The sequence below is a fragment of the Candidatus Zixiibacteriota bacterium genome, from assembly GCA_035574315.1.
Lineage (GTDB): Bacteria > Desulfobacterota > Binatia > UBA9968 > UBA9968 > DATLYW01.
Genome location: DATLYW010000012.1, coordinates 74,991 through 98,943, shown reverse-complemented (window position 1 = coordinate 98,943; position 23,953 = coordinate 74,991). Strand labels below are relative to the sequence as shown.

The 23,953-nt window shown below is 66.2% G+C and carries 23 protein-coding genes; 13 read left to right on the top strand and 10 right to left on the bottom strand.

Features of this window, described 5'->3' with window-relative positions; all coding sequences use genetic code 11:
* The 10 genes from rpoN to VNN77_02795 all read left to right on the top strand — a co-directional run bounded on the left by rpoN (position 1) and on the right by VNN77_02795 (position 8,143).
* Positions 1–1,476: an RNA polymerase factor sigma-54 gene (gene rpoN, locus VNN77_02840; protein ID HXG50325.1), complete on the top strand. Its 1,476-nt coding sequence runs from the start codon at positions 1–3 to the stop codon at positions 1,474–1,476.
* 21 nt (positions 1,477–1,497) lie between these two features.
* Positions 1,498–1,818, top strand: coding sequence for a ribosome-associated translation inhibitor RaiA (gene raiA / locus VNN77_02835; GenBank protein HXG50324.1), 321 nt, complete (start codon positions 1,498–1,500; stop codon positions 1,816–1,818).
* Complete coding sequence (locus VNN77_02830) at positions 1,815–2,276, top strand: PTS sugar transporter subunit IIA (GenBank protein ID HXG50323.1); 462 nt, start codon at positions 1,815–1,817, stop codon at positions 2,274–2,276. The genes raiA and VNN77_02830 overlap by 4 nt, the downstream gene beginning before the upstream one ends.
* A gap of 5 nt (positions 2,277–2,281) precedes the next feature.
* Positions 2,282–3,145, top strand: coding sequence for an RNase adapter RapZ (gene rapZ, locus VNN77_02825; protein HXG50322.1), 864 nt, complete (start codon positions 2,282–2,284; stop codon positions 3,143–3,145).
* Positions 3,146–3,148: 3 nt separating this feature from the next.
* Entirely contained in the window at positions 3,149–3,424 is a 276-nt protein-coding gene (locus tag VNN77_02820) for an HPr family phosphocarrier protein (GenBank protein ID HXG50321.1), read from the top strand.
* A 75-nt stretch (positions 3,425–3,499) separates the two neighbouring features.
* On the top strand, positions 3,500–4,678 hold the full coding sequence (gene metK / locus VNN77_02815) for a methionine adenosyltransferase (GenBank protein ID HXG50320.1): 1,179 nt from the start codon (positions 3,500–3,502) through the stop codon (positions 4,676–4,678).
* A 27-nt stretch (positions 4,679–4,705) separates the two neighbouring features.
* Positions 4,706–5,974: an adenosylhomocysteinase gene (gene ahcY / locus VNN77_02810; protein ID HXG50319.1), complete on the top strand. Its 1,269-nt coding sequence runs from the start codon at positions 4,706–4,708 to the stop codon at positions 5,972–5,974.
* Between the two features lie 64 nt (positions 5,975–6,038).
* Positions 6,039–6,629: a hypothetical protein gene (locus tag VNN77_02805; GenBank protein ID HXG50318.1), complete on the top strand. Its 591-nt coding sequence runs from the start codon at positions 6,039–6,041 to the stop codon at positions 6,627–6,629.
* A gap of 93 nt (positions 6,630–6,722) precedes the next feature.
* A complete protein-coding gene (locus VNN77_02800) occupies positions 6,723–7,796 on the top strand; it encodes a nitrile hydratase subunit alpha (protein HXG50317.1) in 1,074 nt (357 codons plus the stop codon).
* A gap of 8 nt (positions 7,797–7,804) precedes the next feature.
* The gene (locus VNN77_02795) at positions 7,805–8,143 is read left to right on the top strand and encodes an SH3-like domain-containing protein (protein HXG50316.1); all 339 of its coding nucleotides are present in this window, start codon (positions 7,805–7,807) and stop codon (positions 8,141–8,143) included.
* Here the strand turns inward: VNN77_02795 and VNN77_02790 are convergent.
* From VNN77_02790 to VNN77_02750, 9 genes are all read right to left on the bottom strand, one after another.
* Entirely contained in the window at positions 8,133–8,948 is an 816-nt protein-coding gene (locus VNN77_02790) for a carbohydrate ABC transporter permease (GenBank protein HXG50315.1), read from the bottom strand. The genes VNN77_02795 and VNN77_02790 overlap by 11 nt on opposite strands.
* On the bottom strand, positions 8,945–9,826 hold the full coding sequence (locus VNN77_02785) for a sugar ABC transporter permease (protein ID HXG50314.1): 882 nt from the start codon (positions 9,824–9,826) through the stop codon (positions 8,945–8,947). Before VNN77_02785 ends, VNN77_02790 begins: the two co-directional genes overlap by 4 nt.
* Positions 9,823–11,121, bottom strand: a complete 1,299-nt coding sequence (locus VNN77_02780; GenBank protein HXG50313.1) for an ABC transporter substrate-binding protein — start codon at positions 11,119–11,121, stop codon at positions 9,823–9,825. The genes VNN77_02785 and VNN77_02780 overlap by 4 nt, the downstream gene beginning before the upstream one ends.
* 57 nt (positions 11,122–11,178) lie before the next feature.
* Positions 11,179–12,600, bottom strand: coding sequence for a protoporphyrinogen oxidase (gene hemG / locus VNN77_02775; protein ID HXG50312.1), 1,422 nt, complete (start codon positions 12,598–12,600; stop codon positions 11,179–11,181).
* Positions 12,597–13,538 (bottom strand): ferrochelatase, encoded by a 942-nt coding sequence (gene hemH, locus VNN77_02770; GenBank protein HXG50311.1) that lies wholly within the window; start codon positions 13,536–13,538, stop codon positions 12,597–12,599. The genes hemG and hemH overlap by 4 nt, the downstream gene beginning before the upstream one ends.
* Before the next feature lie 7 nt (positions 13,539–13,545).
* A complete protein-coding gene (hemE, locus tag VNN77_02765) occupies positions 13,546–14,580 on the bottom strand; it encodes a uroporphyrinogen decarboxylase (protein HXG50310.1) in 1,035 nt (344 codons plus the stop codon).
* Between the two features lie 37 nt (positions 14,581–14,617).
* Positions 14,618–16,057, bottom strand: coding sequence for an MFS transporter (locus VNN77_02760; protein HXG50309.1), 1,440 nt, complete (start codon positions 16,055–16,057; stop codon positions 14,618–14,620).
* Positions 16,058–16,758: 701 nt separating this feature from the next.
* The gene (locus VNN77_02755; GenBank protein HXG50308.1) at positions 16,759–17,562 is read right to left on the bottom strand and encodes an ATPase domain-containing protein; all 804 of its coding nucleotides are present in this window, start codon (positions 17,560–17,562) and stop codon (positions 16,759–16,761) included.
* A complete protein-coding gene (locus tag VNN77_02750) occupies positions 17,562–18,308 on the bottom strand; it encodes an ATPase domain-containing protein (protein ID HXG50307.1) in 747 nt (248 codons plus the stop codon). Before VNN77_02750 ends, VNN77_02755 begins: the two co-directional genes overlap by 1 nt.
* Positions 18,309–18,588: 280 nt before the next feature.
* Here VNN77_02750 and hisC point away from each other — a divergent pair, with 280 nt between their 5' ends.
* Together hisC and VNN77_02740 are read left to right on the top strand one after the other, a co-directional pair.
* On the top strand, positions 18,589–19,659 hold the full coding sequence (gene hisC / locus VNN77_02745; protein HXG50306.1) for a histidinol-phosphate transaminase: 1,071 nt from the start codon (positions 18,589–18,591) through the stop codon (positions 19,657–19,659).
* A 13-nt stretch (positions 19,660–19,672) separates the two neighbouring features.
* A complete protein-coding gene (locus tag VNN77_02740) occupies positions 19,673–20,089 on the top strand; it encodes a VOC family protein (protein HXG50305.1) in 417 nt (138 codons plus the stop codon).
* A 22-nt stretch (positions 20,090–20,111) separates the two neighbouring features.
* Here the strand turns inward: VNN77_02740 and VNN77_02735 are convergent, their stop codons facing one another.
* Positions 20,112–21,431, bottom strand: coding sequence for a hemolysin family protein (locus VNN77_02735; protein ID HXG50304.1), 1,320 nt, complete (start codon positions 21,429–21,431; stop codon positions 20,112–20,114).
* Positions 21,432–21,628: 197 nt separating this feature from the next.
* Here VNN77_02735 and VNN77_02730 point away from each other — a divergent pair, with 197 nt between their 5' ends.
* Entirely contained in the window at positions 21,629–23,860 is a 2,232-nt protein-coding gene (locus tag VNN77_02730; GenBank protein ID HXG50303.1) for an ATP-dependent RecD-like DNA helicase, read from the top strand.
* Positions 23,861–23,953: the final 93 nt, after the last annotated feature.

Here is a 23,953-nt window from a genome sequence, read left to right as displayed (position 1 = left end):
ATGGCTCTGGAGATCCGCCAAGTTCAGAAGCTCGCCCAGCAGCTGGTGATGACGCCCCAGCTCCAGCAGGCGATCAAGCTCCTGCAGCTGTCCCGGATCGAACTGGAAGAAATGGTGCTGAAGGAGTTGCAGGAGAATCCGGCGCTGGAGGAAGCGACGTCCGAGGAGCCGGAGACCGGGGAGCAGTCGCCGAACGAGGCGCCGCCGGAAATCTCCGCGCCGGCCCCGGAGCCGGTCGCCAATCGCGAGCTCTCGGCGGTCGACAAGATCGGGACGCTGGACTGGGAAGAGTACCTGGACACGCACTCCAACGCCATCCACGGGTCGCTCACCGCGGAGGCGGGCGGCGACGACGGCGACGGCCCTCCTTCCTGGGAAAACAGCCTGACGAAGAAGACCTCGCTGGAGGATCACCTCATCTGGCAGCTGCGGCTTTCCAAGATCTCGGAGCGCGAAGAGGCGATCGGGCTCTACATCATCGGCAACCTGGACGAAAACGGCTACCTCGCGCTGTCGCTCGACGAGATCTCCCGCGTCACCGGAGCAACACCGGAAGAAGTCGAAGCGGTGCTCAAGCGCATCCAGCTGTTCGATCCGGTCGGGGTGGCGGCGCGCGATCTGCGCGAGTGCCTCCTGGTGCAGCTCCAGAACCTCGAGCTGGGCGACAGCCTGGCGGCGCGGATCGTGGCCGATCATCTCGGTCATCTCGAGTCCCGGCGCTACGAAAAGCTCGCCCGCGAGCTGGGGGCAACCATCGACGAGATCGCCGCCGCGGCGCACGTCATCGCCTCGCTGGAGCCGAAGCCGTCGCGCGGCTTCGAGCAGGAGGAAGTGCGAACCGTGCTTCCGGACGTGTTCGTGGAGAAGATCGGTGGCGAGTACGTCATCTATCTGAATGACGACGGTGTTCCCCGCCTGCGCGTCAGCTCGCTGTACCGGCGGATGGCGGGACAGGAAGGAGTCGAGGAGGAGCAGGCGCGCCAATACCTCCAGGAGAAGGTGCGGGCGGCCACATGGCTGATCAAGAGCATCCAGCAGCGCCAGCAGACGCTCTATCGGGTGACCCAGAGCATCTTCAAGTTCCAGCAGGAGTTCCTCGAGCACGGCGTGAGCCACCTCAAGCCGATGGTGCTTCGCGACGTGGCCGAGGACATCCACATGCACGAGTCGACGGTGAGCCGGGCGACGGCCAACAAATACGTCCACACGCCGCAGGGGCTGTTCGAGCTGAAGTTCTTCTTCCAGAGCGGATTGAAGGGCGGCAACGGTGAAGACGTCGCGAGCGAGAGCGTCAAGGAGAAGATCCGCAGCATCGTGGCCTCCGAAGACCCGCGGCGCCCGTACAGCGATCAGCATATCGCCGAGCTGCTGGCGCGCGAGTCGATCGACATCGCCCGCCGCACGGTGGCCAAGTACCGGGAGGCGATGGGTATCCTCCCGTCGTCCAAGCGCCGCCAGCCCTATTACCGTAAATAGGACCCCTCGAGGCTCCGGCGAATGGCGGACGTCAAAGTGTCGGTAACTTTTCGCCACACGGCGCCAACCGATGCCCTGAAGCGTTACGTGGAAGCGAAGGTTCACCGGCTCGGCAAGTTCTCCGACCGGCCGGTCGAGGCGCACGTCGTGCTCTCGGTCGACGCCAAGCAGCGCCATTTCGCGGAGATCGAGCTTCGTTCCCGCGGCCTGACGATTCACGGCAGGGAAGAAACCGACGACCTCTACTCCGCGATCGATCTGTTGATGGGCAAGGTCGGGCGCCAGGTCCAGAAGCACAAGGAAAAGATTAAACTCGAGCGAAGGAGAAACGCGCAGGATTGAAGATCACCGACTTTCTGTCCGCCGAGCGCATCATTCCGGCCCTCCAGAGCGAAGAGAAGGAGGCGGCTCTGAAGGAAATGGCCGAGCGGCTCGCCGCCTGCGAGCCGGGGCTCGACGCGGAGCAGGTACTGCGCGTGCTCAGGGAGCGGGAAAGGATCAGCACCACGGCGATCGGGGAAGGCGTGGCGATCCCGCACGGGAAGCTGCCGGGCGTCGAGCGCGTCGTGGGGATCTTCGCGCGCAGCCTGCGGGGAATCGACTTCGCCTCCCTCGACGGGAGGCCGACGCATCTGTTTTTCGTGCTGATCGCCCCCGAGCACGCCGCCGCCGACCATCTCAAGGCGCTGGCGAGGATTTCCCGCCTGCTCAAGGACACCGCCTTCCGGGAGCGACTGCTGCGGGCGAACAACGGCAAGGAGATCTTCGCCATGATCGCGGAGGAAGACCAGAAGTTTTGAGCGGTATGGCCGATGGGTTCGATATCGTCGTCGTCACGGGGCTCTCGGGTTCGGGCAAGACCATCGCTATTCGAGCCCTCGAGGACAACGGTTTCTTTTGCATCGATAATCTCCCGCCGCTGCTGATCCCGAAATTTCTCGAGCTCTGCCAGGGCCGCGAGGAGATCCGGCGCGTCGCGCTGGGTGTCGACCTGCGCGGCGGGCGGTTCCTCGAGTCGTGGCCCGAAGTGCGGGCGCAGATGCGCGCGGCCGGCCACCGCGTGGAGGTGGTTTTTCTCGACGCGTCGGACGAGGTGCTCCTGCGCCGCTTCAGCGAGACGCGCCGACCGCATCCGCTCGCCGGCGGCGATCCGATCCGGGAGGGGATCGTCCGCGAGCGCAAGGCGCTCGAAGGCATGCGGGAGATCGCCGATCGCGTGATCGACACCAGCGAGCTGAATGTTCACGAGCTCAAGCGTGAAATGGAACGGCAGTTCTGCGCGACCCTCGCGGAACGGCGCATGGCGGTGTTCCTCACATCGTTCGGCTACAAGTACGGCGTTCCCCACGACGCCGACATCGTCTTCGACGTGCGCTTTCTGCCGAATCCCTACTTCGTTCAGGAGCTCAAGTCGCGCCACGGTCTCGAAGCGGAGGTCGGCAGCTACGTCATGAGGGTGGACGAGGCGCAGGTTTTCCTCGAGCGGCTCGTCGCTCTGCTGGAATTCGCCTTGCCGCTCTACGAGCGCGAGGGGAAAAGCAGCCTGACGATCGCGCTCGGTTGCACCGGCGGCCGGCACCGCTCGGTGGTGCTCGTGGAGGAGCTGCAGCGGCGCCTGGAGAGCGAGCGGTTCCGGATTCTGGTCAAGCACCGCGACATCGAGAAGTAGGCCGTGGCCAGGGTCGCCCGGAAGGTCGAGATCAAGAACAAGCTGGGGCTGCACGCGCGGGCGGCCGCGCTCCTGGTGCAGACCGTCAACCGCTTCGCGTCGCGCGTGACCCTCACCAAGGACGGCCAGACCGCCGACGGCCGCAGCATCATGGGAGTGCTGACACTGGCCGCCACTCAGGGAAGCAAGATTCTGATCGAGGCGGTCGGGGAGGACGCCGAGCAGGCGGTGAAAGCGATCGAGAAGCTGATCGAGAGGCGGTTCAACGAGCCGGAGTAAGGTTGATTCCCCCCTCGGTATCCGTTATAGAAAACTGATTCTTTTTCGACCTGGAACTTCGCCGGAGGTGGTCGCATGGCGGGCAAAGATTTTCTTTTTACCTCGGAATCGGTTTCGGAAGGCCATCCCGACAAGCTGTGCGACCAGGTCTCGGATGCGATCCTCGACGCGCATCTCGCCGGAGACCCCGACAGCCGGGTGGCGTGCGAAGCGCTCGCCAAGACCGGAATGATCGTCATCGCCGGCGAGATCACCAGCAAGGCCAAGGTCAGCTACGCGGAGATCGCCCGCGAGGTCGTCCGCGACATCGGCTACACCGATTCCTCCATGGGGTTCGACGGCAACACCTGTGCCGTGCTGACCGCGGTGGAGCAGCAGTCGCCGGACATCGCCCAGGGGGTCACCGAGGGCGAGGGGCTGTACAAGGAGCAGGGGGCCGGAGATCAGGGCATGATGTTCGGGTATGCCTGCGACGAGACGCCCGAGTTCATGCCGCTTCCCATCCAGATGGCCCACGATCTGGTGCGGTATCTGGCGAAGATCCGCAAAGGCGGCGAGGCCTATTTTCTCCGTCCCGACAGCAAGTCTCAGGTGACCGTCGAGTACCGCGACGGCAGGCCCGTGAGGGTGCAGAGCGTGGTGATCTCGACGCAGCACAGCCCGGACGTCGAATACCACAAGCTGAAGGAGACGATCATCGAGGCGGTCATCAAGGCGGTCATTCCTCCCGAATACCTCGACAAGAACACCGTCTATCACGTCAACCCGACCGGGCGATTCGTCATCGGCGGGCCGCAGGGCGACTGCGGGCTTACGGGGAGAAAGATCATTGTCGACACCTACGGCGGGATGGGGCGACACGGGGGCGGCGCATTTTCCGGAAAAGACCCTTCCAAGGTCGACCGGAGCGCCGCTTACATGGCACGCTACGTCGCCAAGAACATCGTCGCCGCCGAGCTTGCGACCCGATGCGAGGTGCAGCTCGCCTACGTCATCGGCGTCGCCGAGCCGGTATCCGTGCTCGTGGACACCTTCGGGACCGGCGTCATCCCGGAAGTCAAGCTCGCCCGGATCGTTCAGGAGCACTTCGATCTCCGGCCGAAGGGCATCATCCAGACCCTCGAGCTCAAGCGGCCGATCTACCGCGCTACGGCCGCGTACGGCCATTTCGGCCGTACGCCGGAGGACGGCCACTTCACCTGGGAAAAAACCGACCGCGTGGAAGAGCTCAAGAAGGCAGCGGCGCGGATTTGATGCGGGGAAGGAGAGGAACGCGACTCGATGGCGGGAAAGAACTACGACATCAAGGATATTCGTCTGGCCCCCGGGGGGCGCAAGCGCGTGCTCTGGGCCGCTCAGGATATGCCCGTTCTGCAGCGGGTGCGCCAGCGGTTTCTGAAAGAGCGGCCGCTGCGGGGAATGCGTTTTTCGGCCTGCCTGCACGTGACCGCGGAAACCGCCAACCTGGCGCAGACGTTGAAAGCGGGGGGCGCCGACGTCGTGCTCTGCGCCTCCAATCCGCTGTCGACGCAGGACGACGTGGCCGCCGCCCTCGTGCGCTACGATCGGATTCCGGTCTTCGCGATCAAGGGAGAGGATCACAAGACCTACTACCGCCACCTCCGCGCCGCGCTCGAGCACAGGCCGGTGATCACGATGGATGACGGTGCGGATCTGGTGTCGCTGCTCCATACCGAGTACGCGGAGCTGGCCCCGAATCTGGTGGCGAGCATGGAGGAGACGACGACCGGGGTGATCCGGCTTCGCGCTCTCGCGGCCGACGGCGCGCTCAAGATCCCGGTCATCGCGGTGAACGACGCCGCCACCAAGCATCTGTTCGACAACCGTTACGGCACCGGCCAGTCCACGATCGACGGGATCGTGCGGGCCACCGACATGCTGATCGCCGGCAAACGGGTCGTCGTGGCGGGCTACGGATGGTGCGGTAAAGGCGTGGCGGCGCGGGCCCGCGGCATGGGCGCCAAGGTGATCGTTACCGAGGTGGACCCGATTCGCGCGCTCGAGGCGGCGATGGACGGCTTCGAGGTCATGACCATGAAGGAGGCGGCGAGGGTGGGCGATCTTTTCATCACGCTCACCGGCGACAAGCACGTGATCGCCGAGGAACACCTCAAGCTCATGAAAGACGGCGCGGTGGTCTGCAACTCGGGCCACTTCGATATCGAGATCGACCTCAAGGCCCTCAAGAGGCTCTCGGTCAGGGTCGACAAGGGGGTGCGCAACTGCGTCGACGCCTACGTTCTGCCCGGGGGCAGGAAGATCTATCTGATCGGCGAGGGCCGGCTCGTGAACCTCGCCGCGGCAGAAGGCCATCCCGCCTCGGTCATGGACATGAGCTTCGCCACCCAGGCGCTGGCCGCCGAATGGGCGGTGAAAAATCGCGAAAAGCTCACCCCGCGGGTTTACGAGGTGCCGAGCTCGGTCGAAAACTGGGTGGCGACGCTGAAGCTCGCCTCCATGGGGATCCGCATCGATCGGCTGACGGCGGATCAAAAAGCCTACCTCTCTTCCTGGGCGCACGGGACATAGCTTCCGCTTGACGGCGCCCGGGAAGCGGGATTAAAAGGGACCTGCCGCCTTTCCGGAGGCCGCCATGACCGGACCGCAGAGCGCCGTCCAGAAATTCATCGCGTCCGCGCGGGCGCTGTTTGCGCGCGAGCCCGACGCGGCCAGACGCTGGGAATCGATGATCCCCCTCCTCGCGGAGCTGCTCGCCGACGGCTCCGTCCGCGAGCAATCCAGGAGCTGGCCGAGCTGCTCGCAGGGAGGGGAGCGGGCGGAGAACCTGCTCTTCTACGAGGACCCTGAGTACAAGTTCGTGATCAACGGTCTGATCAAGGCGCCGCGCAGCCGCACGCAGATCCACGACCACGCGCACAACTGGACGCTTTATGGCGTGCTCGACGGCACCGAGACGATCGAGCGCTACGAGCGACTCGACGACGGCTCGAAGCCCGATTACGCGCTGATCCGCCGGACCGCCACCATGACGGTCGGCCCGGGGAAGATCGATCTCGTCCCGCCTTACCAGATCCATGCCGAGGAAAGCGGCGACGAGAGGACCGTGGCGCTCATCGTGCGCGCCGAAAAGGCGGGCAGCTTTCTCCAGGGCCGCTACGATCCCGAGACGAACCGTTACTGGCAGGGCTACGGGCCGAAGCAGATTCCTTACGTGCTTAAATAGCCTCTCGCGGCACCGTCGGACCGCGGTATTTCCCGGGTTGAAACGACACATGAAGCGCGCCGACCGGGGGTCGCGTGCACGCGCGGAGGGCCGATGTCGGGAAAACACAGCCACAGGCCGTTCGAAGGGCACATGCACGATTTCGAGGCGCACGTTCGTGCGGTCGAGGAGGATCTCGAGTACTACCGGACCAAGCGGCTCGAGCCGCGCGTCATCCATCTCATACGGCGCGGCGCGGTCACCTTTTACGACCTGCTCAAGGCGAGGTCCGGCCTGGAGAACGGGGCGAGGTTTTTCGGGATCGCCAGGCCGCAGGGGGACAATATCGAGGCCCGGGTGCGCCATCTGGAAGAGCGGCTCGACGAGTACGTCAAGGGAATCGCGCTGGTCTCCGCCCAGGCGGTCGAGAGCATGGACGTGGTTGTCGAGGACAACCGCAAGGAGCGCGGCGATTACGACGACTTCTTCAAGATCCGCAAAAAAGAGCATGGCGGCACCCTGGAACAGCGTATGGCCGAGCTGGAGCGGGACCTGAGGGACTACCAGGAGCTGCTCGAGGTCTTCGTCCAGGCGTTGATTCAACGCGGCTGGGCGACCCGCGAGGAGCTGGAGCGGCGGTGGAAGCAGCTTCACGAGGATCGGCCGTGGGCCGGGGGCGTCATCGTCGCCAAGGCATGGAGCGATCCGGAGTTCAAGCGCGCTTTGTTGACGACCGGGCGGACGGCGCTGCGGGACATGGGAGTGCACCAGGGAAAGGTGGCGAAGCTGTGCGTGGTGGAGAACACCGAGCGGGTGCACAACGTGGTCGTGTGCACGTTATGTTCCTGTTATCCCTACGATATCCTCGGCGATACCCCGTGGTGGTACAAGCACGAGAGCTACCGCGCCCGGATCGTGGAAAATCCGCGCGCCTGTCTGGCGGAGATGTTCGGGTTGCAGATCCCGCCCGAGAAGGAGATCCGGGTCTACGACAGCACCTCGGACGTGCGCTATTTCGTTCTGCCGGAGCGCCCCGCCGGAACGGAGGGGATGACGGAGGCGGAGCTGGCCGAGCTGGTTACGGTCGACAGCCTGATCGGCGCGGGTTACGCGCTCGAGCCGGCCCAGCGGGAAAAGGCGCGGCGGCATGGCCTCGCGGCCGCGGTGCCGAGGGTCCGGGCGGATTGAGGACGGCGGTGCGATCTCTGGACACGCGGTTCAAAGTAGGGGACGCGGTAACAGTCGCGCTCGAAAACCCCGCCGGCAATCCCCGCACGCCCAGGTACATCCGGGGCAAGCGGGGCGTGATCGGCGCCGTTCACGGGGTGCTGGAGAACCCGCGGGACCATCGGGAGCTGCACCCGCCGCTCTACACCGTGCGTTTCGATCTCGGCGAGGTCTCGTCGTGCCGCGACCGGGACGCCGTCTTCGTCGACGTCCACGAGGAATGGTTGACGGCGGCAGCAGAGTCCGGCCCTTCTGCGGCGTCCCCCGGCGAGCGCCGGGCTCTTCCCTCCAAATCGCTTATCCCTTGACCGCCCCGGCGGAAAGGCCGCGGATGATCCCGCGCTGGAACGCGAGCGTGAGCGCTATGAGGGGCAGGGTCGCAACGGTCGATGCGGCGGCGATCTCGCCCCAGGGCATCGTGTATTCGCCGGGGAAGAGCGCGATCGCCACCGGCAGGGTTTGCAGCGCGGGATCGGTCATCACGATCAGAGCGAAGAAGAACTCGTTCCAGAACAACATGAAGACCAGCAGGGCGGCCGTGGCGAGCCCGGGAGCCGCCAACGGCAGCACGACTTTGCCCAGCGCCTGAAGCCGGGTGCAGCCATCGACCATCGCCGCTTCTTCGATCTCGACCGGCAGCTCGCCGAAGAACGTGGCGAGAATCCAGACGGCGAGCGGCAAGCCGAGGCCGGTGTAGGTCGCCACGAGACCGCGATAGGTGTTGAGCCAGCCCAACGCGTCGAGAATGCTCCACAGAGGGCCGGCCACGGCGATCTGCGGAAACATTGCGACCGCCAGCAGCAGGACCCGGTAGAAGCGCGCCGCTCGCATGGGAGTCCGGGCGACGGCGTAAGCGGCCAGCGCTCCGATCGCGACGGTGATCGCGGTCGCCGCGCCGGCGACGGCCGCGCTGTTGGCCATCGCGCCGAGCAAACCGCGCTCGAGAAGGGCGGCGCGGTAGAAGCCGAGGTGGGCGGAGGGCAGGAGCGTCGGCGGAATCGCCGTCAGCTCGGCGGGCGTCTTGAGCGACGTCAGCACGAACCAGAAAAACGGTGCGACCGAGTAGATCGCGACCGCGAAGAAGACGAGCGACAGAAGCGCCGTGCGCTTCATCGGGCGCCTCCGCGGGCGCGGCGAAGCGCGCCGAGATAGCCGAGCGCGAGGAGCATCGCGAGCGCGAAGACGATCACGGCGACCGCCGAGCCGTAACCGATCGAGCCCTCGGCGAAGGTTTTCTTGTAGCCGTAGAAGGAAAGCACGTTGGTGGCGTCCGCGGGGCCGCCCTGGGTCATCACGAAGACCAGGTCGAAGACCCGGAGGCCGTCGATGGTGCGAAACAGGAGCGCGAGCAGGAACGCGGGCTTGAGCATGGGCAGCGTGATGTGGCGGAACTTCTGCCACGCGGTGGCGCCGTCGATCGCGGCCGCCTCGTAAAGCTCGTCCGGGATCGTCTGCAGGCCCGCCAGCAGGATCAGCGCCGCGAACGGCGCCGTCTTCCAGATTTCCGCCACCGCGACCGCCGCCAGGGCCGGTCCCGGCTCGGCCAGAGGCACCCAGTAGCTCCGAACGTCGGCGCCGAAGAGCAGGAAGTTCAACAGCCCGTAGCGGTCGTTGAAGATGAAGCGCCACATCTGCGAGCAGACCACCGTCGGGATCGCCCAGGGAACCAGAACCGCGGCGCGCAACCACCCGCGGCCGCGAAACGACCGGTTCATCGCCAGCGCCAGCCCGAGGCCGACGACCAGCTCCGCCGGAATCGTCGCCACCAGGAAAACCAGGGTCACCTGCAGCGATTGCGCCGCGACCGGGTCGTTCCAGAGGTCGGCGTAGTTTTCCCAGCCGACGCGTTTGGTGCCGAGCCAGGGGAGCGTCAGGATCGAGCGGTAAAAGCTCAAGCGGACCGACTCGAGGACCGGATAGAGGCCGAAGATCGCGACCACCAGCGCGCTCGGAAGCATCAGCAGCAGGGAGGAACGCTCGAAACGCGTCATCGTTCCGGTTCCCGGCGCAGGAGGTCGAGCACCCGGTTCATCTCGCGGCCGGCGAAATCGGCGCGGCGCCGCAGATCGATTTCCGGTCGGGCCAGAACCGCGCTGAAGTACCGCTGCAAGATGCTCGACAGCGGCGCGTAGACGGGCGTGGCGGGTCGCGGAATCGCGCCCTCGAAAACCTCCCGAAGGGATTCGAGCTGCGGCATGCGGCGCAGCAACTCCCCGTCCCGGTAGAGCGCCTTTCGCGTCATCGCCCTGCCCGTCGAAAGCGCAATACGTCGCTGGATCTCTTCGCCCGTCATGAACGCCACGAAGCGCCAGGCAAGATCCGGGTTGCGCGAAAAGCGGCTGATCGCCAGGTGCCAGCCGCCCAGGGCACCGGCTCCCGACCCGGGCGTAAATCCCGGAAGCGGGATCATGCCGACCCGTCCGGCGATGCGGGACTGGGAGAGATCGTTGGCGACGGCCCACGCGTAGGGCCAGTTGCGGTGAAAGACGGCTCGGCCCTGGACGAACAACGTGAGCGACTCCGGTTCCTCGTACGCCAGGACGCCGCGATGGGCGATTCCGTGGATGATGCGGTCGCGGACGAACCGCACCGCTTCGACCGCCCGCGGCCCGTCGACGGCGCTTCTCAGCCGGGCCTGGTCCCACAGGGCGCCGCCGTTGGCGAAAATGAACTCCATCATGTTGCAGACCAGGCCCTCGTACTGCTTGAACTGGCCCGAGTAACCGGCGAGCGAAGCGTCACGCTCTCGCGCGACGATGGTTCTCGCTTGCTCCACCAGGTGCGTCCAGGTGCGCGGCGGCTCGAGGCGGTACTTCGCCAGCAGATCGGCGCGGTAATAGAGAACGCCCGCGTCGATGAAGAGCGGAACGCCGTAGATCCGTCCTCCGTAGCGGCCGGCCTCGAGCGGCGCCTCCAGGAATTCGTCCTGCGCGGCGCGATCGAAAAACCGATCCAGCGGCAGCGCCCAGCCCGCGGAGGCGAACTCCGCGGGCCAGATCACGTCCATCAGGAAAACGTCCAGCGAGCGGTCGCGGTTCTTGAGCTTCTGTGCGAGAAGGTCATGAAACTGGGTGGAGGAGCTGGGACCGACCTCGCGGACCACCCTGACACCGTTTCGCCGTTCGAACTCCGCGATCGCCTCGTCCCAGACCCGTGGCGCCTCGGACTTCCAGCCGACAAAATGGAGCACGCTCGCCGCCCGGGCTTCCCCACCGCCCGCCGGCACGGACACGAGTAAGAACAGAAGCGGCGCCGCGCCGAGCGGGATCGCCTGGTGGTCCTTCATTCCGTGAACTCCCGCGCCGCCTCGGAAAAAACTCCCCGGGGCAGGCCGGCCTTGCGCTCAGGCGAGCTCGCGCAGGAGCCGCTCGGCGGCCTCCTCGCCCGTGCGCACGCAATCCGAGATGCCGACGCCGCCGTACGCGCTGCCCGCCAGAGCGATTCCGGGAAGAGCGGAAAGCGCGTTTCGGACCCGCTCGATTCTCGCGCCGTGCCCCAACTCGTACTGCGGCATGGAGCGAGCATGGCGCCAGACCCGGCGGAACAGCGGCGGCGCCTCGATGCCCACGAGCTCCCGCAGCTCGTTTCTGACCTTGGCTTCCATCGTCGCATCGTCGTCGCGGAATGCCTCCGGCTGCAGCGCTCCGCCGACGAAAGCGCGGAGCAACGCGCCGTCCTCAGGAGCGCGGCCGGGGTATTTTACACTGCAGAAAGTGCAGGCGATGATCGCGCGCTTTTCGACGGCGGGGACGACGAAGCCGAAGGCGTCCAACGGACGGGGAAGGTCGGCCCGTCGGTAGGCGAGGTTGACGGTCGCCGTCGAAACATAAGGGATCGTTCTGAGCTCCACGGCGGCCTCCGTCGCCGCCATGGCCAGGAGATCGGCGGCCGCATGAGCCGGCGCGGCCACGATCACCCCGTCCGCCTCGTAGACGGCGGACTCTCCGGCGCGAATCATCCACGCGGTGCCCGCGCCGCCGCGGACGAGATGGCGGGCGGGCCGACCCAGGTGCACCGAGCCCTCGGGCAGCCGTGACGCCAGAGCGTCGACGAGCTCCTGCATTCCGTTTTCGAGCGTGACGAACAGGCCCCAGCGCGCGCCGCTGCCCGGCGAGCCTCGCTTTTTCCGCCGTTGCTCCGACCAGATGGCGCGGATGACGCTGCGCTTCGCCCGCTCCATCTCCGCCAGCCGGGGCATCGTCGCCTCAAGACTGAGACGCTCCGGGTCGGATGCGTAGATGCCGCCGATCAAAGGTTGCGCCACGCGCTCGAGCAGCTCTTTGCCGAAACGGCGCCGGACGAACGAGGCGAGAGTTTCGTCGCTTGCGGCGCGCCTCCGCGGCACCACCAGCTCGGCGGCGATACGGATCTTGCCCCTCCAGGAGAAGAGCGGGGTCGTGAGAAAGGGGCGGGCGCGCGTCGGCGCGAGCAGGAAGAAGCCTTCGGGCAAGGGCTCGAGCCGGCCCCGATGAACCACGTAGATCTTTCGGTGCTCGGCCCGGGCGGGAACCAGATGCGATTCCAGCCCGAGCCGGCGGCAGAGGTCGAACGCCCAGGGCTTTTCGGTGATGAACGAATCGGGGCCGGCTTCGACGAGAAAGCCCCCGACGCGCTCGGTGGCGATCGAACCCCCGAGGCGGCGCGAAGCCTCGAGGAGCACGACCTCGAGGGGAAGAGAGCGCTCCTGCTTGAGCTCGATCAGGCGGTGGGCGGCGGCCAGTCCCGCGATACCCCCGCCGACCACGGCGATGCGCAGCGTCCTCATGGAACCGCGGAAGCAGACAATGACCTCGAGACGACGTCGGCGAGCATCTCGATGAACAACGGCCGGTCGTTGGGGCAGGGCGCGCGAAGCAGCTCGAGACCGCACGCGGCCGCGATCTTCTTCGCCTCGATGTCGAGATCGTAGAGTACTTCCACGTGGTCGGCGACGAACCCGATCGGCGCCGCCACCGCACGGGAGAACCCCCGCGCCGCCAGCTCGCGGACGACCTGGCGAATGTCGGGCTCGAGCCAGGGTTCGGCGGGGTGCCCGCTGCGGCTCTGATAGGCGAGCGTCCAGCCGTGCCGGCCGAGCCGCTCGGCGATGAGGCTTGCGCTCCGACGGATCTGCTCCACGTAAGGCGAGCGTCGGGCCATCGCCATGGGGATGCTATGGGCGGTGAACACCAGGGGGATTTCACGGCTTTCGCCCTCGGGACAGCTCGCCAGGCAATCGCGGATCTGTTCGCTCCAGGTCTCGACGAACAGCGGATGGTCGTGCCAGCCGCCGCAGAAATCGACCCGCGGTGCAGCGTCACCCAGCTCGGCGCGGGCGTCCGCGACCGTTTCGTGATAACGGTCCCAGCTCGCCTCGCTGTGGTGGGCCGAGAGAACCACTCCGAGCGCGCGGCTTACGCCCGCCCGCGCCATCTCCCGCAGCGCTTCGGCGAGGAACGGACGGGCGTTGCGCAGGCCGACGTGAACCGGCAATGACCGCCCCCTCGCTGCCAGCGCTTCCCCCAAAGCCCGCGCCTGCCGGAAGGTAATCTCGTTGAGCGGCGAGCGGCCGCCCACCGCCTCATAGTGGCGCACGACCTCTTCGATGCGCTCGGCCGGAACCGCCGCGCCTTTCAGCACGCGGTCGAGAAACGGCCGGACCTCTTCGCGGCTTGCGGGGCCGCCGAACGCGACCAGTAGAACGCCGTCGTACGTGCCCGCCATCGCCAGCTCAACGGCAACTCAGCTCGTGCACCGCTTCGACCATCGCCACGACGTTGTCGACGGGAGTCTCGGGAAGCACGCCGTGGCCGAGGTTGAAGATGTGGCCCGGCCGACCGCTGGCCCGCCGCAGGATATCGGCGACCCGCGCGCGAATCTGCCGGGGCGAAGCGAGCAAGGCGGCAGGATCCAGGTTTCCCTGAATCGCGACGTCGAGGCCAACCGCGTTCCAGGCCTCGTCGAGATGCACGCGCCAGTCGACCCCGATCACGTCTCCACCTGCCGCCCGAACGAGCCGCAGCATTCCCGCGGTTCCGGTGCTGAAATGGATCAGCGGCGTTCCCGGGGGGAGCGCTCCGATCACCGCGCGGGTATAAGGCAGGACGAACTCCTCGTAGTCCAGCGGCGCCAGACAGCCGGCCCAGCTGTCGAAGAGCTGAATCGCCTGGGCCCCCGCCTCGATCTGACCGTTGAGATAGTCGGCCACCGCCGCGGCCAACCGTCCCATCAGACGCCGCCACGCCTCCGGCTCGGAGTGGAAGAACCGCTTGGTCCGAAGGTAGGCGTGCGAGCCGCCGCCTTCGATCAGGTAGGAGGCGAGGGTGAAGGGCGCCCCGGCAAAGCCGATCAACGGAACTTCGGGGCGCAGCGCGGAGCGGGTTTTCCGCACCGCCTCGAAGACGAAGGAAAGCTCCCGGCGCGCGTCGAAGTCGCGGAGCCGGTCCACGTCCGAGGCCGCCTGAACCGGTCGCCGGATCACCGGCCCGTCGCCGCGCGCGTATTCGAGGCCGACGCCCATGGGCTCCAGAACCAGAAGGATGTCGGCAAAGACGATGGCGGCGTCGACCTTCAAGCGCTCCACCGGGGAGACGGCGATCTCCGCCGCCAGCTCCGGCATCTTGCAAAGCTCCAGGAACCCGTGCTCGGCGCGCAGCTTGCGGTATTCCTCCATGTAGCGGCCGGCCTGGCGCATCAGCCATACCGGGGTGAAAGGGGTCGGTTCGCGGCGGCAGGCGGCCAGAAAAGGAGCGTCGCTGGCGGTCATGGCGTCAAACCCACAGTACGGAGCCGGGGCGGCAAATTCAACCGTCGCGCCGCGGCCCTCGCACCGCGGAGAAGAAGACGGAAAGGAGCGTGAAGAGGTTGACGACGGAAACGGTATGGTTGAACGAGCCGACGAAGATTTCCGGCGCTTCGCCCCATGCCTGCGGCGACTCGAGCTCCGCGCTGCTCAGTCCCGCGGCGGCGAGGCCGTAGGTGAACAGCGAAGCCGAGAGCGCCACGCCCATGGCGCCGCCGGTCCGCGCCGTGGTCGTGTTCATACCCGAGGCCACTCCGATCTTGTCGCGCGGCACCGAGCCGAGGATCGCGCTCTGGTTCGGCGAGTTGAAGACGGCCCAGCCGAGGCCGGTCAAGAGCAGAGGGAAGATGATCCGGGCAGCGGACGAGCCGGTGCCGAGCGCGCCGATGAAAAACTGTCCGACTACGATCAAGGCCGCTCCCGCCGTGCACAGCAGGCGCGAGCCCATCCGATCCGACATCCAGCCCGCGACCGGCGCCACCAGGACGATCACCACCGAGTTTGAGATCAGAATCCAGCCCATCTGCGTTGGGGTGAAATGCAGGATGTTCTGCAGATAGAACGGCATCAGGAAGCTGATCGCCGACTGGGTCGAGGTGATGAAGAAGAGGCTTAACATCGAGGCCGTAAAGAGCCGGTTGCGGAAAAGCGAAAAGCTGAGAATCGGCATGCTCGACCGCAGCTCGACCCGTATCAGCGCGGCGCCGGCGACTGCCGCCAGGGCCAGCGGAAGCCAGACCCGGGCGCTCGACCAGCCCATGTGCGGGAGCTGGTTCATCGCGTACAGGAACAGGCTGTACGTGACCATGAGCAGGATCGCGCCGGCGAAGTCGACGGAGATCTCCCGCGGCTTTTCCCGGCTCTCCTCGATCAGGCGCCATGCCATGGCGGCGCTCCAGAGGCCCAGCGGCAGGTTGAGGAAAAAGATCCACCGCCAGCCGATCGTGTCGATCAGAAATCCGCCGAGAGTCGGGCCCGTGAGGAAGCCGACGTGGAACGCCATCGAGGCGAAGCCCATCGCTTTGCCGCGCTGGCTCGCGGGGTAAGCGAGCGAGGCGATCGCCCGGCCGTTGGCCGAGATCATCGCGCCGCCGAGCGCCTGGAGCCCGCGGAACAGGATGATCTGCCATGCCGACCCGGAAACGCCGCACAGGGCGGAGCTCACAACGAAGAGCAGCAGGCCCGCCGCGTAGAAGCGCCGCCGACCGAAAAGGTCGCCCAGGCGACCGAGCGTGATGACGGTCCCGACCAGCAGCAGATCGTAGACGAGCAAAACCCACTGGATCGTGTTGAGGCTCGTATTGAACGTGCGCGTCAGAGTAGGGAGCGCCACCAGCAACGCGCGCTGGTCCAGCCCCACGATGAACTGACCGAGGCAGACGTTGGTCAGAACGAGCGCGAGCCGTCTGGAGTCCGCGGGCGGGGAGCCGTCGAGGTTCATCTTTCGCTTTCGAGTTCCGGCGGAAAAAGCGGGCCGCGCCCGCCCGGGGGAATGGCGGGCGGCGGGACCGGTTGGCCCGGGCGCGCCGGGCCTCGGCACGGGCAAGGGTCGAGAGGTCGACGCCTCGCTCGCTCCTGAAGGAGCCTCGGTGGAGGAGTCTTCCGGCCCAGCTTTCCTCCGCTACGGCGGTCGGCCCGTGGAGGAACACCAGAGCCTCGCCCTGGACGTCGACCTTGATCGCTTCGCCTTCCTTGAATTCTCCTGCGAAGATCTTAACCGCGAGCGGGTCCTGGATCAATCGCTGGATCGTCCGCTTCAGCGGCCGGGCGCCGAAGACCGGGTCGTAACCCTTGTCGGCGATCAGCGCTTTGGCGCGGTCGGTCACGTCCAGGCGTATCCCGCGCCGGGCGAGGTTGGCGCCCCGCCGAGCTGGATGTCGACGATGGTCTCGATTTCCTCACGACCGAGACGGTTGAACGCGATGATTTCGTCGATCCGGTTCAGAAGCTCGGTTTGAACGCCTCGCGCAAGGCGGCAGCCGCGCGCCGCTCCATCTCCTGGCGGTCGCCTCCGGCGGGATCGAGGATGTGGCGGCTGCCGAGATTCGAGGTTACGATGATGGCCGTGTTCTTGAAGTCGACCGTCCGACCCTGCCCGCGGGTGTCAAGAAACGCGCGCCGGTTCGCGGCCGCCGGGAGCGGTCAGGACTCGTCCTTGGGAAGCTGAAAGAACTCCAGGGCCTCGATGTTCGGCTCCGGCTGGAGCGGCGGCGCCGGCTCAACGCCGTCGAACGCGATGCCCCGCTCCGGAGCGATCGTGATCGGGTACTCGCGCGGCTCCACCGACGTGCCGCGCATCTTCTTGATGTACAGGGAGCGGGTGTATCGGCCGTTCGTCAAGCCGACCTTGAGCAGCAGAACGCCCGATGCGAGAAATTCCTCGATGCCGACGGTGAGGTCGTGCTCCGTGCGCCCGGGGAGCTGTGAAGAAAAGAGATTGGTTGTCGTGAGTTGCGTTTGGAGCAGGTGAATCAGGGCGCGCGCCTGCTCCTGGATGCGAATCGGCGAGTCGGCGGACAGGATCAGCGGCGTCATCGGATCGATTACCAGCCGTTTTGCTTCCATGCGCCTGCCGTACGTCGCCAGGTCGGCGATGATCTTCGGAAGATCCACACCCTTCTCGGCGATCGCGGCCGCGCGGCCGCTGAAATACGGGGAAGCGTCGAGAATCACCAGGCTCTTGTCCTGGATATAGTTCTGCAGATTCCAGCCGAGAGACGCAGCCGACTGCAGGATCTCGGCGGGCCGTTCGTCCACGGTCACGTAGATCGCCTTCTCGTTGTGGCGCAATCCGGCCAGCAGAAACTGAATGCAGAGCGTGGTCTTCCCCGTGCCGGCGTCGCCGGCAACCAGGTAGCTCCGGCCCCGGAGAAACCCTCCCTGCAACAGCCGGTCGAGCTCCGCGATTCCCGTGGAGACCCGCTGGCTGTCCGTGCCCGCCTGCATCAGTTTCCGCCTTTCACGTTGTTATCGCTCTGCTCCGCGAGAACGATGCCGCGCCCCTTGACGATGTCGAACTCGTGCTGCTCGGGCCGGACGTCGGTGCAGCGCATCTTCTCCACGATCATCGTGCGAACCAGGCGCCCGTCCCGCCACACCAGCTCGAGCACCACGGCGCCGGCGACCAGGTACTCCTCGATACCGTGCATCGAGCGCTCGCCGGTCCTCGGCACGGCATAGGAGGTGAGAACGTTGGTGGTCGGCATCGAGCTGCGCAGCAGGTTGATGAGCAACCGCGTTTGGTCCTGGATTCTGGCCGCCGTGTCCCGCAGCAGCACGAACGGACCGCACGGGTCGAGCACGAGACGCTTGGCGCCCAGGCGGCTGACGAACCCGGCGAGGTCACCGATCGCCTTGCGGATGTCGATTTGCCGGTCCTTGCCGGCTCCAGGCAGGGAAGTGAGGTAAGTGCCGGCGCTGAGGATCGCCAGCTCCTTGTTCTCGATTCGTTGCTCGAAGTCCCAGCCCATCGAGGCCGCCTGCTCGACGACGTCGCCCGGACTCTCGTCGGCGGCGACATAGATGCCCTTCTCGCCGCGGGCGAGTCCTTCCTGGAGGAACTGCAGAGCGAAGATGGTCTTGCCGGTTCCGGGGTCGCCGGTGACGAGGATCGATCGTCCCTGCGGCAAGCCGCCCTCGATCAACCGATCCAGTCCCGCGATGCCGGTCGGCACGCGTTCTATCTGCGCCATGGGAATTCCTTGCCACCAGAAGCGAAAAGGCTTGGTAGCCGAAACATATCGCGATTGCCAAAAACATGCCAGCGGTGCCGGGTGGATGGCCGTTAAATCAAAGACTTACGGCGGCGCTTTCCGGCGTTTTGTCGCACAGCGGTAAATTATGGACAACTTCGAAAAATTCCTGGACAAAAATGTTTGCCGCACACTCGGCCGAGCGTGCCTTCGAACGCCGGGGCAGGGCCGATCGCCGAATTGCAAAGGGCCGCTCGGGGGGCTAGAATGCGCGTCGCCGATGTCCCAGTTTCTGAGGCCGAACGTCGCCGAGCTGACGCCCTATGTTCCCGGGGAGCAGCCGCGTGACGGGGCCGCCATCAAGCTCAACACCAACGAAAACCCCTATCCGCCTTCGCCGCGCGTGGTTTCGGCGCTCAAGAAGTCGATCGGCCGCTCGCTGCGCCTGTACCCGGAACCTCTCGCCGACACGCTGCGGGCGGCGGCGGCCTTTGCCTACGGCGTGAAGGCGGAAAACGTGCTCGCCGGAAACGGCTCCGACGAGCTTCTCGCGATGCTGCTCCGGGCGTTCGTGGCTCCCGGCGGGCAGGTGGCGTTTCCGGTGCCGACCTACTCGCTCTACGATACCCTGGCCCTGATTCACGGGGCGGAGCCGCTGCGGGTGGACTACGCTCCCGACTTTTCTCTGCCACCGGAGCTGTTCTCGCGGAGCGCGGCGCTCACCTTTCTCTGCAACCCGAACTCCCCCTCGGGCACGCTCGTGCCGCCGGGCGACATCCGCAGGCTCGCCCGATCGCTCTGCGGTCTTCTCGTCGTCGACGAAGCCTATATCGATTTCGCGGAGACCGAGGGGGCTTCGGCCCTGCCTTTGATCCGGGAACTGCCCAATCTGATCGTGCTGCGAACGTTCTCGAAATCCTTTTCCCTGGCAGGCATGCGTATCGGGCTGGCGTTCGGGCCGGAGGCGTTGATCGCCGGGCTGGCGAAGGTGAAGGACTCGTATAACCTCAATCGCCTGAGCATCGTGGCGGCCGCCGCCGCGCTCGAGGATCTGCCGTGGATGCGCCGCAACGCGCGGCGCATCCAGAGGACGCGCGCGAGAATGACCCGGGGGCTGGAAAAGCTCGGCTATCAGGTGCCGCCCTCGCATGCCAACTTCGTGCTGGCGCGCAAGCCCGGGCGCAACCTGCGCGGCGTGTACGAGGCGCTCAAGGCGCGAAACATCCTGGTGCGGCACTTCGACGTTCCGGCACTGCGCGACAGCCTGCGGATCTCGGTCGGGACGCCGCAAGAAATCGAGATACTGTTGCGGGAGCTCGGAAACCTTCCGGACGGAAACGCGCCGGTCTAGGAGGCGGGCGGCGATGACCCCTCGAATCGTCGGGCTCGACCACATCGTTCTCAACGTTCGCGACGTCGAGCGCTCGCTGCAATTTTACACCGGGGTGCTCGGTCTGCAGCCGGAGCGGCTCGAGGAATTCAGAGCGGGGAAGGCCGGCTTCCCGTCGGTGCGCGTGAGCGCCGAAACCGTCATCGATCTGTTTCCATCGGCGCCGTACGCCGGGGCGGGCGGCGTCAAGGACGAGAAGGCGGACGGGAATCTGCGCCATTTCTGCATGGTGATGGCCGACGAAGATTTCGAACCGGTGCTCGCCCGGCTCGCGGCACACGGGGTGCGGATTCGAGAGGGGCCAGTGGCCCGCTGGGGAGCGCGGGGCATGGCGGTCTCGATCTATTTCCTCGATCCGGACGGCAACGAGATCGAGCTCCGCCGCTATTGACCGATCGCCGTGGCCCGAACGATCAGGCCGCGCTCTCCTTGAGCCGCTCCAGCTTGACCTTGACGATGCGGCGCCCTTCCATGTCGACGATCGTCAGCCGGTAACCGCTGTCCTCGACCCATTCGCCGCCGCGGGGGATGCGCTTGAGCTTCGCCAGGACGAAGCCGGCGAGCGTGTGGTAGTCGGGCGACTCCTCGAAGGGCAGGTCGTAATCCGATTTGAGCGTCTTGAGCAGCACGGAGCCCTGGACGACGAGCGAGCCATCGGGCAGCCGCTCCACCGGTCCCTGCTCCTCCCGGTCGTATTCGTCCCGTATCTCGCCGACGATCTCTTCGAGCAGGTCCTCGAGCGTGACCAGGCCCTCGACCTCGCCGTATTCGTTGACGACGATCGCCATCGCGAGCCGGCGGCGCTGAAGCTGCTTGAGCAGCTCGCTGATCGGCAGCGTGCTCGGAACGAAAAACGCCGGGTGGAGGTGGTCGCGGAGACGAAACTCGCTCTTTTCCTGCAGCGCCTTGAACAGGTCCTTGTTGTAGAGAAAGCCGACGATGTGGTCGAGTTCCCCCTCGTACACCGGGATGCGCGAGAAGCCGCTCTCGACGAAGCTCCGAGCCGCCTCGGCGGCCGACGTGTTGATCTCAAGGGCATGGATCTCCGTCCGCGGCACCATGACCGCTTTTACCGGGGTGTCGGCGAACTCGAAGACGCTGTGGATCAGCTCTTTTTCGGTTTCGTTGAAGATTCCCTGTGCCGCTCCCTCGCGCACGAGTGATTTCACCTCCTCCACGGAAATGAAGCTCGCGGTTCCTCCCTCCCCGCCGCCGAATAACCGCAATACGGCGTTGCTCGAGGCGGTCAGGAGGCGCACCAGGAACCCGGTGGCGCGCGAGAGCAGGTCGATGGGGCGGGCCACCAGAAAGGCGATCGGCTCGGAGAAACGCAAGCCCAGCGACTTGGGTACCAGCTCGCCGAGCACCAGGGACAGATAGGAGATCGGCAGCACCACGACGACCACCGAGATCGCTTCCGCCCACGACGAGAGCACGGGAATCCCCAGCGCTTCGATCCTGGGTTGCAGGAAGCCAGCGGCCGCGACGCCGCCGATTGCGGAGGCGAGCGAACCGACCACGGTCACGCCGATCTGCACGGTTGCGAGAAACCGGTCCGGGTCGTTTTTCAACCGGGCCACCGCGGCGGCCGATTTGACTCCCTTTTCCAGTAGCGCGTCGATCCGGCTCTTGCGGGTCGCAATCATCGCCATCTCGGAGGCGGAAAAGAAGCCGTTGGCGAGGATCAAAAAAAGGATCAGGAAGACCTCGAACCACATGTTTTCAAACGTCATAGCAGCGTCTCCAGCTTGCACGCGGCCGGCGCGGCGGCTCCGTTGGATGGTCTCCGGCGGTTAGCAAAGGGTCCTGGCCCCGGCAGGCAGAGGCCGTGGAAGGGCAGAAGACATGAACGACTCCAGTTTACGCATCCGGCCGCCAAATATCAAGTTTGAGGTTTATTCCCGAACCCGTTTGAGGTAGGATCGGGCCCATGCAAGTCGGCGAAAGTCAAAAGGAAAAAACCACGCTGACGGGAACGGTCAGGAAGATCGCTTACCATCACCCCGAGACTTTCTACACAGTGGCCCGTCTGGAGGTCGCCGACACGTCGACCGTCACGGTCGTGGGAGGCATGCACCCGCTCGCCGAGGGCGAGGAGATCAAGGTCAGCGGCAACTGGAAGAACCATCCCCGCTACGGGCTCCAGTTTCAGGTCGAGCACTGGGAGAAAATCGAGCCGGCGACCCTAGAAGGAATTGAAAAGTATCTGGGCTCTGGACTGATCAAGGGCATCGGGCCGGTATACGCGCGGCGCCTCGTGGCCGCCTTCGGCCTCGACACGTTGCGGGTTCTTTCCGAGGAGCCGCTGCGGATCCTGGAGGTGGAGGGCATCGGAGAGGTCCGGGCGCGCCGCATCCTCGAGGCCTGGCAAGAGCAGCGCGGCATGCAGGACGTGATGGTCTTCCTCCAGGGGCACGGGGTGAGCCCGGCCCTGGCGTTGAAAATCTACCGGCTCTACGGCGCGGAGAGCGTGGCCCGGGTGAAGGCGGACCCTTACAGCCTCACCCGCGACGTCCACGGCGTCGGCTTTCTGCTCGCGGACCGCATCGCGTCCGGCCTGGGCGTGCGCGGCGACTCGCCGCTGCGCGTGCAGGCGGGGGTCCTGCATCTCCTGGGCGAGCACGCCGAGCGCGGGCACTGCTTCGTCACGCTCGAGATGCTCTGCCGCGACGGGGCGCACTTGCTGGGTGTCGATGCGGAGACGGTCGCGATCGCTGTCGAGCGGCTCGCCGAGGAAGGACGGCTGGTCGTGCAGCAGCGCCCCGGGGAACCGGTGCGGGTTTACCTGGCGGCTCTCCACGAGGCGGAAACACGGGTCGCCGAGGCGATCCGCAGGTTGCTCGCAACGCCGTCCTTCCTGACCGCGGAAAAGCCCGCCAGCGCGGCCGGCGGGATACGGGGCACGGTCGATTTCTCAACCCCCGATCTATGGTCGTCCGTGCGGCCGCTCGATCCCGAGCAGGCCGTCGCCGCGCGCCGGGCCCTGGAGCAGAAAGTCTTCATCATCACGGGAGGGCCGGGAACCGGAAAAACCACGCTGCTCACCGCGCTGCTGGCAACGCTGCGGCGCGCCAAGGTCTCTTTCGCGCTGGCGGCGCCGACCGGGCGTGCGGCGAAGCGCATGCGCGAGAGCGCCGGAGAAGAGGCGACGACCGTTCACCGCCTGCTCGAGTACAACCCCCGTGAAGGGCGGTTTTTGCGTGACGAGGAGCGGCCCCTCGAGGTCGACGTCGTCATCGTCGACGAGGCCTCGATGGTCGATCTGACGCTGATGGATCACCTGCTCAGGGCGGTGGACCCGCACAGCCATCTCATCCTTCTGGGCGACGTCGACCAGCTGCCGTCGGTCGGGCCGGGGAGCGTGCTCAAGGACCTGATCGATTCCGGCGTGGTTCCGGTCGCGGTGCTCCGCCGGGTCTTCCGCCAGGAGAGCGAGAGCGGGATCGTGCTCAACGCGCACCGCATCCTGCAGGGGCGGGGCCTCGAATTTACCGGGCCGCGGGAGCGCCGCGACTTCGATTTCCTGCCGCGCGAGAGCGAGGCGGAGATCCTCGAAACGGTCAAGTGGCTGGTACGCGACGAGATTCCAGAGCGACTGGGCATTCCGCGGGAGCTGGCGGCGCAGAGCATCCAGGTGCTCACGCCGATGCACCGGGGGCTGCTTGGAACGGTGCAGCTCAACCGCGAGCTGCAGCAGCTGCTCAATCCGCAGGGCGAGACGCTGGAACGCGGCGGCTCTCTGCTGCGGGCGGGAGACAAGGTCATGCAGTTGCGCAACAACTATGACCGCGGCGTTTTCAACGGCGACCTCGGGCGGGTCGCGCGCGTCGATCGCGAGCAGGGCAAAATCGCCGTCGACTTCGACGAGCGGGTTCTCGAGTACGACGCCGACGAACTCGACGAGCTGAGCCTCGCGTACGCGACCTCGATCCACAAGAGCCAGGGAAGCGAATACCCGGCGGTGGTCGTTCCGCTTCACACCTCGCACTACATGATGCTTTACCGCAGCATCCTCTACACGGCGGTCACGCGGGCGAAAAAGCTCGTGGTGGTGGTGGGAAGCCGAAAAGCGCTGGCGATGGCGATCCGCAACGTCCGGGTCGAGAAGCGCAACACCGGTTTGCGCGAAAAGCTCGCCGCCGGGCCGGCGGGGGCATACTGAGGAGTTCGTCGGTAGGTGGACATCCATCGTGTCGGCCGGGATCCGAACAACGCGGGCACGGGAACGTAAAGCTCCTGCTTCAGCCCGGGCGGT

Coding starts and splice junctions, on each gene's coding strand:
- rpoN (HXG50325.1), top strand. CDS start 1: ATGGCTCTGGAGATCCGCCAAGTTCAGAAGCTCGCCCAGCAGCTGGTG.
- raiA (HXG50324.1), top strand. CDS start 1,498: ATGGCGGACGTCAAAGTGTCGGTAACTTTTCGCCACACGGCGCCAACC.
- rapZ (HXG50322.1), top strand. CDS start 2,282: ATGGCCGATGGGTTCGATATCGTCGTCGTCACGGGGCTCTCGGGTTCG.
- metK (HXG50320.1), top strand. CDS start 3,500: ATGGCGGGCAAAGATTTTCTTTTTACCTCGGAATCGGTTTCGGAAGGC.
- ahcY (HXG50319.1), top strand. CDS start 4,706: ATGGCGGGAAAGAACTACGACATCAAGGATATTCGTCTGGCCCCCGGG.
- VNN77_02805 (HXG50318.1), top strand. CDS start 6,039: ATGACCGGACCGCAGAGCGCCGTCCAGAAATTCATCGCGTCCGCGCGG.
- VNN77_02800 (HXG50317.1), top strand. CDS start 6,723: ATGTCGGGAAAACACAGCCACAGGCCGTTCGAAGGGCACATGCACGAT.
- VNN77_02790 (HXG50315.1), bottom strand. CDS start 8,948: ATGAAGCGCACGGCGCTTCTGTCGCTCGTCTTCTTCGCGGTCGCGATC.
- VNN77_02785 (HXG50314.1), bottom strand. CDS start 9,826: ATGACGCGTTTCGAGCGTTCCTCCCTGCTGCTGATGCTTCCGAGCGCG.
- VNN77_02780 (HXG50313.1), bottom strand. CDS start 11,121: ATGAAGGACCACCAGGCGATCCCGCTCGGCGCGGCGCCGCTTCTGTTC.
- hemG (HXG50312.1), bottom strand. CDS start 12,600: ATGAGGACGCTGCGCATCGCCGTGGTCGGCGGGGGTATCGCGGGACTG.
- hemH (HXG50311.1), bottom strand. CDS start 13,538: ATGGCGGGCACGTACGACGGCGTTCTACTGGTCGCGTTCGGCGGCCCC.
- hemE (HXG50310.1), bottom strand. CDS start 14,580: ATGACCGCCAGCGACGCTCCTTTTCTGGCCGCCTGCCGCCGCGAACCG.
- VNN77_02760 (HXG50309.1), bottom strand. CDS start 16,057: ATGAACCTCGACGGCTCCCCGCCCGCGGACTCCAGACGGCTCGCGCTC.
- VNN77_02755 (HXG50308.1), bottom strand. CDS start 17,562: ATGCAGGCGGGCACGGACAGCCAGCGGGTCTCCACGGGAATCGCGGAG.
- VNN77_02750 (HXG50307.1), bottom strand. CDS start 18,308: ATGGCGCAGATAGAACGCGTGCCGACCGGCATCGCGGGACTGGATCGG.
- hisC (HXG50306.1), top strand. CDS start 18,589: ATGTCCCAGTTTCTGAGGCCGAACGTCGCCGAGCTGACGCCCTATGTT.
- VNN77_02740 (HXG50305.1), top strand. CDS start 19,673: ATGACCCCTCGAATCGTCGGGCTCGACCACATCGTTCTCAACGTTCGC.
- VNN77_02735 (HXG50304.1), bottom strand. CDS start 21,431: ATGACGTTTGAAAACATGTGGTTCGAGGTCTTCCTGATCCTTTTTTTG.
- VNN77_02730 (HXG50303.1), top strand. CDS start 21,629: ATGCAAGTCGGCGAAAGTCAAAAGGAAAAAACCACGCTGACGGGAACG.